Source organism: Kitasatospora sp. NPDC088264 (assembly GCF_040685715.1).
GTDB lineage: Bacteria > Actinomycetota > Actinomycetes > Streptomycetales > Streptomycetaceae > Kitasatospora.
Genome location: NZ_JBFBIR010000019.1, coordinates 40000 through 53444, shown reverse-complemented (window position 1 = coordinate 53444; position 13445 = coordinate 40000). Strand labels below are relative to the sequence as shown.

Sequence of the window (13445 nt, the reverse complement as noted above, 5' to 3'; positions counted from 1 at the left end):
GGCGCGGTCCGTGTACGGGCCTGTGCTTATCGTCAGAGAGACGACTATGATCGTCGCCATGTCGCGCTACGATCCGTCGGCCTTCCCCCCGTTCGCTGTCACGGTTGACCTGGTGGTGCTGACGGTGCGCGACCACGCGCTCTGCGCCCTGCTGGTCAGACGCGGCGAGCCGCCGTTCCAGGGGTACTGGGCACTGCCCGGCGGCTTCGTCCGCCCGGACGAGGGCCTGGCCGAGGCCGCCTCCCGGGAGCTGGCCGAGGAGACCGGCCTGCGCGCACACTCCGCCCCCGGCCACGAGGCGGTCGGCCCCGGCGCGGCCGGTGCCCACCTGGAGCAGCTCGCCACCTACGGCCACCCGCAGCGCGACCCCCGGATGCGGGTGGTCAGCGTCGCCTACCTGGTCCTCGCCCCCGACCTGCCGACCCCCCGGGCCGGCGGCGACGCCAGCAGTGCCCGCTGGGCCCCGGTCGGCGAACTGCTCGGCCGGAGCCCGGTCGACGGCGTCCCGCTCGCCTTCGACCACGGGCTGATCCTCGCCGACGGCGTGGAACGCGCCCGCTCCAAGATCGAGTACTCCTCCCTCGCCACCGCCTTCTGCCCCACCGAGTTCACCGTCGGCGAGCTGCGCCGGGTCTACGAGGCGGTCTGGGGCGTGGTCCTGGACCCGCGGAACTTCCACCGCAAGGTCACCGGCACCCCCGGCTTCCTGCTGCCCTCCGGTGGCACGACGACCCGTCAGGGTGGCCGTCCCGCCCAGCTGTTCACCGCGGGCGGCGCGACCGTCCTCAACCCGCCCATGCTGCGCCCGGAGTCCTGACCCGGCCCCGGCCCGCCGTCGACTCCCCCCGACCCGGGAATCGCAGGATCGGATTGTCCCCTGATCGGGTGAGGTGGGTGGCCGACGGGCCCGCGCCGCTCCCGTAATGCCCGGAATCTCCGCCACCGGCCCCTAATGTGCTGGCGCGGGGCCGTGCTGGCACGCGCCAACACACCAGGGGGCGCCCCGCGTCGGGCAGGTCGGCCGAGGGCATGGGAGCAGGCAGCGATGATCCAGATCACCGGACTGACCAAGGTCTACCGCAAGGGCGCGCCGCCCGCGGTGCTCGATCTGACCTTCGACGCCCGGCCCGGCATGGTGACCGCGCTGCTCGGCGCCGAGGGCGCGGGCAAGTCCACCGCGCTGCGGCTGATGCTCGAACTCGAACGCGGCCAGGGCATCACGCTCTTCGACGGTCGCACCTACCGCCGGCTGCGCCGCCCCGAGCGCGAGGTCGGCGTGCTGCTGCCCGGTCCCGGGCCGGGCGCGGCCGCCGTGGCGGGCCACCCGGGCCGCAAGGCGCACGGCCACCTGCGGATGCTGGCCGCGGCGGTCGGCGCCCCCGCACGGCGGGCCGACGAACTGCTGGAGCAGACCCGGCTGGCCGCCGTCGCCGGGCAGCGGCTGCGCAGTTTCTCGCCCGGCATGCACCGCCGGCTGGCCCTGGCCGCGGCCCTGCTCGGCGACCCCGGCACGCTGCTGCTGGACGCGCCGACCGAGGGCCTGTCCCCGCGCAACGTCGAGTGGTTCCACTCCTTCCTGCACTCGTTCGGCGTCGCCGGCGGGACGGTCCTGGTGACCACCCGCACCCCGCAGGAGGCCGCGCAGCTCGCCGACCGGGTCATCACGCTGGACCGCGGCCGGCTGGTGGCGGACCAGCCGGTGGCGGAGTTCCGCCGGACCAGGCTCAGCCCCGAAGTGGCCGTCCGCGGGCCGCAGATGGCGCGGCTGGCCGACCTGCTGGTCAGTCAGGGCGCCGAGGTGCGGCGGGACGGCGGCGCGGGCCTCGCGGTGGCGGGCGTCGACCGTACCGAGATCGGTGAACTCGCCTATCGCCACGGCATCCTGCTGCACGAGCTGGCCGACCGGGTGGTCGAGCAGCCGGCGCCCCGGGTCGCCCTGCCGGTCGCATCGGGCCGCTCCGGCCACCTCCGTGTCCAGTCGGGCCCCACCGCTGCCGAGCCGGGTCCCGAACCCGGCCCCGAACCCGGCCCTGAGCCCGCTCAGGAACCGGCCTCCGACGTCCAGGCCGTCACCGTCCCGCGCCACCGGGGCGCCCGCCGCCCGGAAGCCCGCCCGGCGGCCGCCCACCACCGGGACGAGGCGGCGCTGCCCACCCGCGCCCTGCCGGCCGCCTCGGCCGCGACCGCCCTCTCCGCCCTCGGCGCCACCCCCCGCCAGGCCGAGCCCGCCGAGCCCACCCCGACCGTCGTCGTGGAGCGGCTGTTCCGTGACGGCCCCGGCGCCCTGGCCAGATCCGCGTCGGCCCTCGCCCCGGCCCCCGACCCCGACCCCGGCCCCGCTGTCGGCGACGGGAGGCCCGCGCCCGACCCGACCAGGGGCCGCCGCGAGAGCGCCGCCGACCTGCTGACCGACGACACCGTCCGGCTCGGCCGCCCGGCCGGGGCCCAGGTTCCGGCCGCGACCCCGGCCCCCGGCGGTCCCGTCAGCCCCGCCACCCCCGACGACCACCGGAGCGAGTGAACCGTGCGTGTCCTGGCCTACGAGCTGCGCCGCCTGCGCGGCCTGCGTTCCACCTGGCTGCTGCTCGCCGCCGTGCTGCTGTGCGACGCCGTCACGGCCGCCGTCCTGGCGAGCCAGGCCCCGGCCGGCCCGCTGGCCGTCCCGGCCGGGGTGCGGCTGCTGACCGCCGCCGTACCGCTGATCCCGCTGCCGTTCGCCGCGCTCGGGGCCGGCGTGCTGGGCGCGCTCTCGTACGGGCACGAGGTGCGACACCCGGGGCTGCCGGCCTCCCAGGTGTCGTACCCGCGGCGGGTGCGACTGCTGCTGGCCAAGCTGCTGGTGGTCGGTCCCGTCGCGGGGCTGCTGGCGCTGGCGACCCTGCTCCTCGACGCGGTGGCGGTGCAGCTGGCGCTGCCGGGCGGGGTGACGGTGGCCGCCTGGGCGGAGTCCTCGGCCTTGTCGGACCAGGTGTCGCAGGCGCTGGCCGCCACCGGGCTGTCAGGCCTGGCCGACCTGCCGGGCCTGACCGACCTGCCGGGCGTGTTCGCCCCGGTGGCGCTGGCGGCCGGCCACGGGGCGCCGGCGGCCCTGCTGGCCTTCGTCCTGCTGACCGTCGTGGCGGGCTGGACCGGGGTGCTGACGACGTCACTGACCCGCAGCGCCTCGGTCGGGGTGCTGCTGTTGTGCGCGCTGCCGCCGCTGCTGGAGTCCGGTGTGGCGCTGCTGCTGCGGGAGACCGGCAGGCCGTGGCCGACCCGTGCGGCCGAGCTGCTGCCGTTCCAGTCCGGCGTCGAATGGGCCTACGGCTGGGTTTACCGCGGGGAGCACGAGGCGGTGGCTGGGAGCGCGGCGCTGACGGATCCGGCTCTGCTCGCGGCGGTGGCGGCGCCCGCGGCCGTCCTGCTGCTCGCGGCGCTCCTGGTGCAGGTCCGGCGGCGCGCGCTCTGACGCCGGGCGCCGAGGGGGCGGCCGCGCCGAAGCATCAAGATCGACCAGCAGTGACCGTAATGCGCGGTTCTTCCTGATAAGAAGTCAATTATCCAGTCGCGGTCGATCACCCTTTCGTGTGCTTTTCACGAGAATTCTCAAGCTGCGCCCGCCGATCGCCGACAAAGGAGCTGTGAGTACCCTTGCGCACCCCACCATGACCCCCGCCCGTTCCGCCGACGGACCCATCCACGGCCCCGGCGATCTGGACCGCTTCTCGTACGCCGACCGGCCGACTCCGCCGGCGCCCCGTTGGGAGGGCGCCGAGTCCGATCTCGCCCGGGTCGGCCGCAAGACCACCAGTAGTCGCGGCCGCGGTCTGCACGGCCAGCTGGTCCAGCAGCTCGGCCAGATGATCGTCTCCGGCGACCTGGGCGCCGACCGTCCGCTCGTGCCCGAGGAGATCGGCCAGCGGTTCGAGGTGTCCCGCACAGTCGTCCGCGAGTCGCTGCGCGTCCTGGAGGCCAAGGGCCTGGTCAGCGCCCGGCCGAACGTCGGCACCCGAGTCCGTCCGGTCGCCGACTGGAACCTGCTGGACCCGGACATCATCGAGTGGCGCGCCTTCGGCCCGCAGCGGGACGAGCAGCGCCGGGAGCTGTTCGAGCTCCGCTGGGCGATCGAGCCGCTGGCCGCCCGGCTCGCCGCCGGCCACGGCCGGGAGGACGTCCAGCAGCGGCTGGTCGAGCTGGTCGAGATCATGGGCCACGCCGCCGCCCAGGCCGACCTCTCCACCTACGCCCGGGCCGACGCCGAGCTGCACGGCCTGATCCTCCAGATGGCCGGCAATCGGATGCTGGAGCACCTGTCCGGGATCGTCGCCGGCGCGCTGCAGGTGTCGGGCGGGCCGGCCATCTCCTGCGAGCGCGCCTCCGAGTCCTCGGTCAGCCTGCACGCCAGGCTGGTGGATGCGCTGGGCACCGGCGACGGCACCGCGGGGGAGGCCGCGATGCGGGCGCTGCTCACCGTCCACCCCGAGATCGAGCCGTCCGTCCCCGCCCCTCGGGAGCACTGAGCGGGCCGTTCCGGTGAGCGGGCGCCCCGTCCGTCCTCCGTTCCTCCAGGGCCCTCCGGCCGCACCCGCGCGGCGCAGCCGGAGGGCTTCTGCATGTCGGCGGTCCGACCCGAACGTTTGATGCCCCGTCCATGACAACGGGTTTCGGTGCGAGTGCGCGATGATGGATTCCGGCCCCGTGGCCGCGGGCGCCGAGTGGTGTGACCCGCGACACGAAGGCCATGCGTAACACTTGACGAGTAGCAGCGATGTCTCCTGAGCGGGAGCAGCTCCGGAATACTTCAACATGTCACAATGCTGTGTTGGTCCGCGGCGCTGCTGCCGTCCTGCAAACCCAGTCCTCAAGCCCGAGTCGGTCGGAATCGACACCGCGCGCCTGACGCGCGATTTCCTTCCCCGCCCGCTCGGGCGGCCGGTACGGGTTCGAGTCCACTCATCGTCCGAGAGGTTGTTCGTGTCGGCCAGCACATCCCGTTCGCTTCCCCCCGAGATCGCCGAGTCCGCAGCTCTGCTGGCGCTCATCGAGCGGGGCAAGGCCCAGGGGCAGATCGCCGGTGACGACGTGCGCCAGGCGTTCGAGGCGGACCAGATCCCGGTCACCAAGTGGAAGAACGTCATGCGCAGCCTCAACCAGGTGCTGATTGAGGAGGGGGTGGACCTCATGGTCAGCGCGGCCGAACCGGCCGGCGCCAAGCGCAAGAGCGTTGCTGCCAAGAGCCCCACCAAGCGCACCGCCACCAAGGCTGTCACCACCCGGAGCCCGGCCGCCCCCACGGCCCCGACCAAGCCGCCCGTGCGGATCGCGCCCGGTGCGCCCGTCGCGGCCCCGGCCGTGGCGGCCGCCACGGCGTCCGCCCCCACGGTGTCCGCCGAGATCACCTCGGAGACGACCGGGGTCGCCTCCGGGCTGAAGGCGGTCGCGGCGAAGAAGGCCGCCCCTGCCAAGAAGGCCGCGGCCAAGAAGACCGCCGCGCCGGCCAAGAAGACCGCCGCCAAGAAGACCGCCGCCAAGGCGGGCAAGGGCGACGAGGAGCTCATCGGCGAGGAGGAGCTGCTCGAGGACGTCGCGCTGCCCGGCGACAAGGCGGGCGAGGAGGCGGAGCCCGAGGAGGAGTCGCAGGGCTTCGTGCTCTCCGACGACGACGAGGACGACGCGCCGGCCCAGCAGGTCGCCGTCGCCGGTGCCACCGCCGACCCGGTCAAGGACTACCTGAAGCAGATCGGCAAGGTCCCGCTGCTCAACGCCGAGCAGGAGGTCGAGCTCGCCAAGCGCATCGAGGCCGGTCTGTTCGCCGAGGACAAGCTCTCGGCCGCCGACAAGCTCGCCCCCAAGCTCAAGCGCGAGCTGGAGATCATCGCCGAGGACGGCCGCCGCGCCAAGAACCACCTGCTGGAGGCCAACCTCCGCCTGGTGGTCTCGCTGGCCAAGCGCTACACCGGCCGCGGCATGCTCTTCCTGGACCTGATCCAGGAGGGCAACCTCGGTCTGATCCGTGCGGTCGAGAAGTTCGACTACACCAAGGGCTACAAGTTCTCCACCTACGCCACCTGGTGGATCCGCCAGGCGATCACCCGCGCCATGGCCGACCAGGCCCGCACCATCCGCATCCCGGTGCACATGGTCGAGGTCATCAACAAGCTGGCCCGGGTCCAGCGCCAGATGCTCCAGGACCTGGGCCGCGAGCCCACCCCGGAGGAGCTGGCCAAGGAACTCGACATGACCCCCGAGAAGGTCATCGAGGTCCAGAAGTACGGCCGTGAGCCGATCTCGCTGCACACCCCGCTCGGCGAGGACGGCGACAGTGAGTTCGGTGACCTGATCGAGGACTCCGAGGCGGTCGTCCCGGCCGACGCGGTCTCCTTCACCCTGCTCCAGGAGCAGCTGCACTCGGTGCTGGACACCCTCTCCGAGCGCGAGGCCGGCGTGGTCTCGATGCGCTTCGGCCTGACGGACGGTCAGCCGAAGACGCTCGACGAGATCGGCAAGGTGTACGGGGTCACCCGTGAGCGCATCCGCCAGATCGAGTCGAAGACCATGTCGAAGCTGCGCCACCCGTCGCGTTCCCAGGTGCTGCGCGACTACCTGGACTGATCAGGCCGGTACGGCAAGCGTGTGACGAAGGCCCGGAGCCCCACGGCTCCGGGCCTTCGCCGCTGTCCGGGCCCGGGCGGGTCAGCGTCCGGGTGGCCGTTGTCCCTCGTCCGGGTGGCGGTGCGACGGGAAGCGGTCGCACCGCGTAGTCGATCACCTACGCTGTGGCGGTTGCCTGCTGCCGAGCCGACTGGAGTCACGGTGCTGCCCAACCCGGACCGCGCTGCCCTGCCGACCCCCGCCCCGCCCCCGGCGAGCCCGGCGGCCGCCCGTGCGGGCCGCCGCCGACGGGCCGCCGTACTGGCGCTGCTGGCCGCCGTCCCCGTCCCGCTGGTCGCGCTCGGCGCGGCCGGTCCGGCCGGGGCGCAGCGCCGGGTGGTCGGCGGCACCGCCGAGACCACCGTCGACCACCCGTGGGTGGTGGCGCTGTCCAGCCGCCAGCAGTTCGGCAGCGGCCGCTCCGGCCAGTTCTGCGGGGGAGCGCTGGTCACGCCGACCAAGGTGGTGACGGCCGCGCACTGCTTCTACGACGAGTCCAGGGGCGCCAAGGTGGACCGGCCGGGCCTCAAGGCCGTCATCGGCCGGGACGACATGCGCAGCTCGGCCGGCCGCGAGGTGCCCGTCCGGTCGGTGTGGATCCACCCCGACTACTCCTTCACCGCCAACCTGAACGACGTCGCCGTGCTCACCCTCGCCGACCCCCAGGACTCCCGGCCGGTGATCGACCTGGTCGGCCAGGGCGAGACCGAGCCGTACGCGGCCGGGACCGCCGCGCGGGTCTTCGGCTGGGGCGACACCACCGGGCGCGGTGACTACTCGCCCACGCTGCGCGGGGTGGAGGTGCCGATCATCGCGGACCAGACCTGTGCGCAGGCCTACCCGGGCGGGCCGGACGGCAAGTTCGACGCCCGGGGCATGGTGTGCGCGGGTGAGGAGAAGGGCGGCAAGGACGCCTGCCAGGGCGACAGCGGCGGCCCGCTGGTCGTCGGCGGCCGACTGGTCGGCCTGGTCTCCTGGGGGACGGGTTGCGCCGAGGCGGCCCACCCGGGCGTCTACACCAGGGTGGCGTCCGTCGCGGACGCGGTGCGCTCGGTGCTGTGAGGGCCGCCCGGGCCGTTGCCGGTGGCCAACTGGTCACGTTCTGACGTCACATCGCTGCGGAGCGTGCCGGCCTCCGTGAACAGCAGAGCCGGGCGACCGGTTCCCGAGGGGACCTGTCGCCCGGCTCACCGGTCGCGCGGAGTGCGCGACCGGATACACAGCTCGACGCCGACTGCTGGTGTGGCGCCTTGGATCAGCGCTCTTCTTCGGCGGCCGTGGCGTTGGCGGTGCCGCTGAGACGGCCGCTCTCGTCCTGTATCTCCACGGCGATCTTCTTGAGCTCGGGCTCGAACTTCCGGCCGTGGTGGGCGCAGAAGAGCAGCTCTCCGCCGCTGGCGAGTACGACGCGCAGGTAGGCCTGGGCGCCGCAGCGGTCGCAGCGGTCAGCCGCGGTGAGCGGGCTCGCAGGTGTCAGAACAGTAGTCACGTCGCCTCTTCTCTAGCTCGACGAGCTGTCGTACCAGGGTCAACATCCAACCAGGCCGAAAACGTTCCCGCTCGTGGCTTTTCTTCTCTGAGGATTCTGCTGTGTTGATGAGGACGTGCCCCGGGGGCCGGTGGTTCATGCGTACCGAATCCCAGGATCCGCCCGTCCCTCGAACGCCCGATCGGGACCGGGTGCGAGGTCCGCGTAGCATAATCCTCTGCCGGGTTGGAGCATAAGCCCCGCCCCGGGCCCCGGTAGCCTGCATAACGGCAGTTCCGGAGCCTGTGCCAGGCCCCACGATCCGCCAGGACCGGTGGTACCGGGAGGAGATGGCGCCCCGGGGTCCGGATACCGGAGCGGTCCTTGTTCGCGCAGCGCGTACAAGCTGCGCGGGAGCGGCCCGCCGTGCTGTGCACCCAGCGGAGGGGCGCGAGCACACCGGGCGACGACTGTCGGTGCGGCGTGCTGCACTGGCGGATGGTCCGGATGCGTCCGGATGTGACCGATGAGACAGAACTTCACCGAGGAGAGTGCCGCGTGAGTGCCGAAACGACCGTGCCGTCCGCACTGCTGGCCGGCGACGACGGTTCCAACTACACCGCTCGGCACCTGCTCGTCCTGGAGGGCCTGGAGGCGGTCCGCAAGCGCCCCGGCATGTACATCGGCTCGACGGACAGCCGCGGCCTGATGCACTGCCTCTGGGAGATCATCGACAACTCCGTCGACGAGGCGCTGGGCGGTTACTGCGACCGCATCGAGGTCCTGCTGCACCCGGACTCCTCGGTCGAGGTCCGCGACAACGGGCGCGGCATCCCGGTCGACGTCGAGCCCAAGACCGGGCTGTCCGGCGTCGAGGTCGTGATGACCAAGCTGCACGCCGGCGGCAAGTTCGGCGGCGGCTCCTACGCGGCCTCCGGCGGCCTGCACGGCGTCGGCGCCTCCGTGGTCAACGCCCTCTCCGCCCGGCTGGACGTCGAGGTCGACCGCAGCGGACACACCCACGCGATCAGCTTCCGCCGCGGCACCCCCGGCATCTTCACCGAGGCCAGCCCCGACGCGCCCTTCGAGCCCGCCAACGGCCTGACCAGAGCCCGCAAGGTGCCCAAGGCCCGCACCGGCACCAGGATCCGCTACTGGGCCGACCGGCAGATCTTCCTCAAGGACGCCCGGCTCTCCCTGGAGCACCTGCACAGCCGCGCCCGGCAGACCGCCTTCCTCGTCCCCGGCCTGACCATCGTCGTGCGTGACGAGCGGCTCACCGAGAGCGAGCAGGTCGAGGAGTCGGTCTTCCGCTTCGACGGCGGCATCGCCGAGTTCTGCGAGTTCCTGGCGCCCGACAAGCCGGTCTGCGACGTGCTGCGGCTGCGCGGAGAGGGCACCTTCAAGGAGACCGTGCCCGTCCTGGACGAACTCGGCCACATGACCCCCACCGAGGTCACCCGGCAGCTCGGCGTGGACATCGCGCTGCGCTGGGGCGCCGGTTACGACACCACCCTGCGCTCCTTCGTCAACATCATCGCCACCCCCAAGGGCGGCACCCACATGACCGGCTTCGAGCGCTCGCTGGCCAAGACCGTCAACGAGGCGCTGCGCGCGGCCAAGCTGCTGCGCGTCGCCGAGGACGACATCACCAAGGACGACGCCACCGAGGGCCTCACCGCGGTGGTCACCGTCCGGCTCGCCGAGCCGCAGTTCGAGGGCCAGACCAAGGAGGTGCTCGGCACCTCGGCGGCCAACCGGATCGTCGCCGCCGTCGTCGCCAAGGAACTCAAGGCCTTCCTCACCTCGGCCAAGAAGGACCAGAAGCTCCAGGCCCGGGCCGTGCTGGACAAGGTCGTCGCGGCCGCCCGCACCCGGGTCGCGGCCCGCCAGCACAAGGAGGCCCAGCGCCGCAAGACCGCGCTGGAGACCAGCTCGCTGCCGGCCAAGCTGGCCGACTGCCGCAGTGACGACGTCGACCGCAGCGAGCTCTTCATCGTCGAGGGCGACTCCGCGCTCGGCACCGCCAAGCTCGCCCGCAACTCCGAGTTCCAGGCGCTGCTGCCGATCCGCGGCAAGATCCTCAACGTGCAGAAGGCCTCGGTGAGCGACATGCTCAAGAACACCGAGTGCGCCGCGATCATCCAGGTGATAGGGGCCGGTTCGGGCCGCACCTTCGACATCGACCAGGCCCGCTACGGCCGGGTCATCTTCATGGCCGACGCCGACGTCGACGGCTCGCACATCCGCACCCTGCTGCTGACGCTGTTCCACCGCTACATGCGGCCGATGGTCGAGCAGGGCCGGGTCTTCGCCGCCGTGCCGCCGCTGCACCGGATCGAGCTCACCAGCCCCAAGCGCGGCCAGGAGAAGTACCACTACACCTACTCCGACGCCGAACTGCGCTCCACCCTGCTGGAGTTCCAGCGCAAGGGGCAGCGCTGGAAGGAGCCGGTGCAGCGGTACAAGGGCCTGGGCGAGATGGACGCCGACCAGCTGGCCGAGACCACCATGGACCCGCGCCACCGCACGCTGCGCCGGATCAACCTGGGCGACCTGGAGCAGGCCGAGCGGATCTTCGACCTGCTGATGGGCAACGACGTCGCCCCGCGCAAGGAGTTCATCGTGGACTCGGCGGCCACCCTGGACCGCTCCCGCATCGACGCCTGAGGCCTTCGGATCCTTCCTGCACGAGGGCCCTCCACCCACGGGTGGAGGGCCCTCGTGCTGCCGGTTCCACCTGTGGTCCACCCCGGCGCCGATCAACCGGGGGCGCCGGATCCGTAGCGTCGGAGAGGTCAGTACAAGCCTCCTGTCGGGACGGAGAAGTCCGATGACCGCCCTCGTCAACATCGTCGTGATCATCGCGGTGATGGTCCTCGTGGTCCAGCGCCAGATGCGCGCCCAGCGCCTGGACACCGAGCGTCGTTTCTGGCTGCTGCCGCTGATCCTCGGCGTGCTCGCACTGCGCGACCCGCAGCTCATCGACCACCAGCACACCGCGCTGTCCGCCGCCCTGGTCGGGTGCGGCCTGGCGGCGGTGGTCGCGATGGGCTCCGTCTGGGGCTGGACCGTGCGGCTGTGGCGGGCCGGGGACGGCTCGGTCTGGGCCAAGGGCACCAAGGCCACGGTGGCCGCCTGGGTCGGCATGCTCGCCATCCGGCTCGCCCTGTACGGCATCGGCGCGGCACTGCACGTCCACCAGGCGGGCAGCGCGCTGCTGCTGGGACTGGCGGTCCTGCTGCTGACCCGCTCGTTCGTGGTGAACTGGCGGGCACGGGCCCTGGACCAGCCGCAACAGGCCGCCGTACCGCGCTGACCGCCCTGCCGGGGCCTGCCGGGCCCGCTGTCCGAGAACGTCGAGGAGGCACCTGTGGTCGAGTGGTACTGGACCCGCTGGCCGTCCCGCGAGGGGCTGGAGCGCGAGGTCGGGAGATGGCCGCGGCGGGCCCTCTCCCTGCTCGGCCGCACCGTCCTGCTGGTCGTCGTCTGCTGGGGGACGTTCTCCGGCGGCAAGTACGCGGGCTGGGCGGTGGTGGTCGTGGCGGCCGGACTGCTCGGGGTCGCCGCCCTGGCCACCGGCTACCTCTACGCCACCCGGGAACAGCGCCTGGCGCTCTCGCTGGGCCTGGCCGTCGCCCTGCTCGGCAGCGCCTGGCTGGCCAACTGGGGGCAGGCCTACCTGCTGGCCGACTTCGTCTGGTGCGGGCTGGCCGTGGTCGGGGTGGTCCGGCTGCCGCCCGCGCCCGGCCTGCTCACCGCGGCGGCCGCGCTGGGCTCGTACACCGCCGCCAGCTGGGCGAGCTGGGTGAGCATCTTCGCCACCATCGGCGGGCTCGGCCTGCTCGGCTACCTGCTGCGGCTGGACGTCGAGGCCCGCGGCACCGCCCGCCAGCTGCTCACCCAGGAGCGCGCCGCCCGGGCCGCCGAGGCGGAGAGCGCGGCGCTCGCCGAACGGGCCAGGATCGCCCGGGAGATCCACGACGTGCTCGCGCACAGCCTCTCCGCGCAGCTCGTCCACCTGGAGGCGGCCCGGCTGATGCTGGACGCCGGCACCGACCGCGGGCAGATCCGCGAGCGGGTCGTCGCCGCCCGGCGGATGGCCCAGGACGGGCTGGTCGAGACCCGGCAGGCGCTGTCCGCGCTGCGCGGCGAGCTCACCCCGGTCGGTGAGTTCCTGGTGGAGCTGACCGGGCGGGAGCGGGCCGCGCTCACCGTCACCGGCACGCCCCGACCGCTCGCCGCCGAGGCCGCCCTTGCGGTGCGGCGCACCGCGCAGGAGGCGGTGACCAACGTCCGCAAGCACGCGCCCGGCGCCCGGTGCACCGTCGAACTGCGCTACCTGACGGAGGCGGTGGAGCTGGAGGTGCGCAACTCCCGCCCTCCGCGCGGCGAACCGTCCGGGGAGCTGGCGGCCAGCGGCAGCGGGTACGGTCTGCTGGGGATGCGCGAACGCGCGGAACTGCTCGGCGGCACCCTGCTGGCGGGCCCCGAGGACGGAGGGTGGCGCGTGCTGCTGCAGGTGCCGGCATGAGCGAGCGCGGCGAGCTCATCATCAGCAGGTGCGGATTTCGCGAAGCGACTGCCGAGCGAAGCGGGGCGGGCGCATGAGCGAGGCAGAAGTCACCAGGGTGCTGGTGGTGGACGACCAGACGGTGGTGCGCGAGGGCATCGTGATGCTGCTGGGGCTGCTGCCCGGCATCGAGGTGGTCGGCGCGGCGGCGGACGGGGAGGAGGCCGTCGCCCTGGTGGAACGGTGTCACCCGGACGTGGTGCTGATGGATCTGCGGATGCCGCGCGTCGACGGCGTCGAGGCGACCCGGCGGATCCGGGCCGCGCACCCGCAGACCGAGGTCGTGGTGCTCACCACCTACGCCGACGACGACTCGCTGTTCCCCGCTCTGCAGGCCGGGGCGCGCGGCTACCTCACCAAGGACGCCGGTGGCGAGGAGATCGCCCGGGCGATCGCGGACGTCCGCGCGGGGGCGGCCGGGCTCTCGCCGCAGATCCAACTCCGTTTGCTGGAAAGGCTTTCAGGGCCTGCGGCCGGATCCGCGCCGGGGGCCGGGAAGCCGGCCGGGCGGCCGGGGGAGCTCCCGGACGGGCTGACCGCCCGGGAGGCGGAGGTGCTGGCGCTGATCGCGGAGGGGCTCTCCAACACCGAGATCGCCCAGCGGCTGTTCGTCAGCCAGGCCACCGTGAAGACGCACATCAACAACCTGTTCGCCAAGACCGCGGTACGGGACCGGGCGCAGGCGGTCTCGTACGCCTTTCGACACGGGATCACCGGTACGCAGCAGTAGTCGGATGAGTGTCTGTCGGATGATCGATCACCTCATCGAGTGAA

11 protein-coding genes are annotated in these 13445 nt (G+C 73.0%); 10 read left to right on the top strand and 1 reads right to left on the bottom strand.

Annotation, left to right across the window (positions count from 1 at the left end; genetic code table 11):
- The first annotated feature begins 58 nt into the window (after positions 1-58).
- The 6 genes from AB0O82_RS17510 (at position 59) to AB0O82_RS17485 (ending at position 7692) form a co-directional block, all read left to right on the top strand.
- Positions 59-817: an NUDIX domain-containing protein gene (locus AB0O82_RS17510; protein ID WP_350880113.1), complete on the top strand. Its 759-nt coding sequence runs from the start codon at positions 59-61 to the stop codon at positions 815-817.
- Between the two features lie 228 nt (positions 818-1045).
- Complete coding sequence (locus tag AB0O82_RS17505; protein ID WP_363584522.1) at positions 1046-2521, top strand: ATP-binding cassette domain-containing protein; 1476 nt, start codon at positions 1046-1048, stop codon at positions 2519-2521.
- A gap of 3 nt (positions 2522-2524) precedes the next feature.
- Positions 2525-3448, top strand: coding sequence for a hypothetical protein (locus tag AB0O82_RS17500; protein WP_363584520.1), 924 nt, complete (start codon positions 2525-2527; stop codon positions 3446-3448).
- A gap of 118 nt (positions 3449-3566) precedes the next feature.
- A complete protein-coding gene (locus AB0O82_RS17495) occupies positions 3567-4499 on the top strand; it encodes a FadR/GntR family transcriptional regulator (RefSeq protein ID WP_363584519.1) in 933 nt (310 codons plus the stop codon).
- A 454-nt stretch (positions 4500-4953) separates the two neighbouring features.
- A complete protein-coding gene (locus AB0O82_RS17490; RefSeq protein WP_363584517.1) occupies positions 4954-6591 on the top strand; it encodes an RNA polymerase sigma factor in 1638 nt (545 codons plus the stop codon).
- 171 nt (positions 6592-6762) lie between these two features.
- Positions 6763-7692: a serine protease gene (locus AB0O82_RS17485; RefSeq protein ID WP_363584515.1), complete on the top strand. Its 930-nt coding sequence runs from the start codon at positions 6763-6765 to the stop codon at positions 7690-7692.
- A 193-nt stretch (positions 7693-7885) separates the two neighbouring features.
- On the opposite strand, the gene AB0O82_RS17480 is transcribed toward AB0O82_RS17485, so the two are convergent.
- Entirely contained in the window at positions 7886-8119 is a 234-nt protein-coding gene (locus AB0O82_RS17480; RefSeq protein ID WP_363584513.1) for a hypothetical protein, read from the bottom strand.
- A gap of 537 nt (positions 8120-8656) precedes the next feature.
- On the opposite strand from AB0O82_RS17480, the gene AB0O82_RS17475 reads away from it, so the two are divergent.
- The 4 genes from AB0O82_RS17475 (at position 8657) to AB0O82_RS17460 (ending at position 13401) form a co-directional block, all read left to right on the top strand.
- Positions 8657-10768: a DNA topoisomerase IV subunit B gene (locus AB0O82_RS17475; protein WP_363584511.1), complete on the top strand. Its 2112-nt coding sequence runs from the start codon at positions 8657-8659 to the stop codon at positions 10766-10768.
- A gap of 163 nt (positions 10769-10931) precedes the next feature.
- Entirely contained in the window at positions 10932-11417 is a 486-nt protein-coding gene (locus AB0O82_RS17470; protein ID WP_363584509.1) for a CcdC protein domain-containing protein, read from the top strand.
- A gap of 54 nt (positions 11418-11471) precedes the next feature.
- Entirely contained in the window at positions 11472-12632 is a 1161-nt protein-coding gene (locus AB0O82_RS17465; protein WP_363584507.1) for a histidine kinase, read from the top strand.
- A 73-nt stretch (positions 12633-12705) separates the two neighbouring features.
- A complete protein-coding gene (locus AB0O82_RS17460; protein ID WP_363584505.1) occupies positions 12706-13401 on the top strand; it encodes a response regulator transcription factor in 696 nt (231 codons plus the stop codon).
- Positions 13402-13445 lie beyond the last annotated feature (44 nt).

Excerpts from the sequence above, each read along its gene's own strand:
- AB0O82_RS17510 (WP_350880113.1), top strand. The coding sequence starts at position 59 with ATGTCGCGCTACGATCCGTCGGCCTTCCCCCCGTTCGCTGTCACGGTT.
- AB0O82_RS17460 (WP_363584505.1), top strand. The coding sequence starts at position 12,706 with ATGAGCGAGGCAGAAGTCACCAGGGTGCTGGTGGTGGACGACCAGACG.
- AB0O82_RS17470 (WP_363584509.1), top strand. The coding sequence starts at position 10,932 with ATGACCGCCCTCGTCAACATCGTCGTGATCATCGCGGTGATGGTCCTC.
- AB0O82_RS17505 (WP_363584522.1), top strand. The coding sequence starts at position 1,046 with ATGATCCAGATCACCGGACTGACCAAGGTCTACCGCAAGGGCGCGCCG.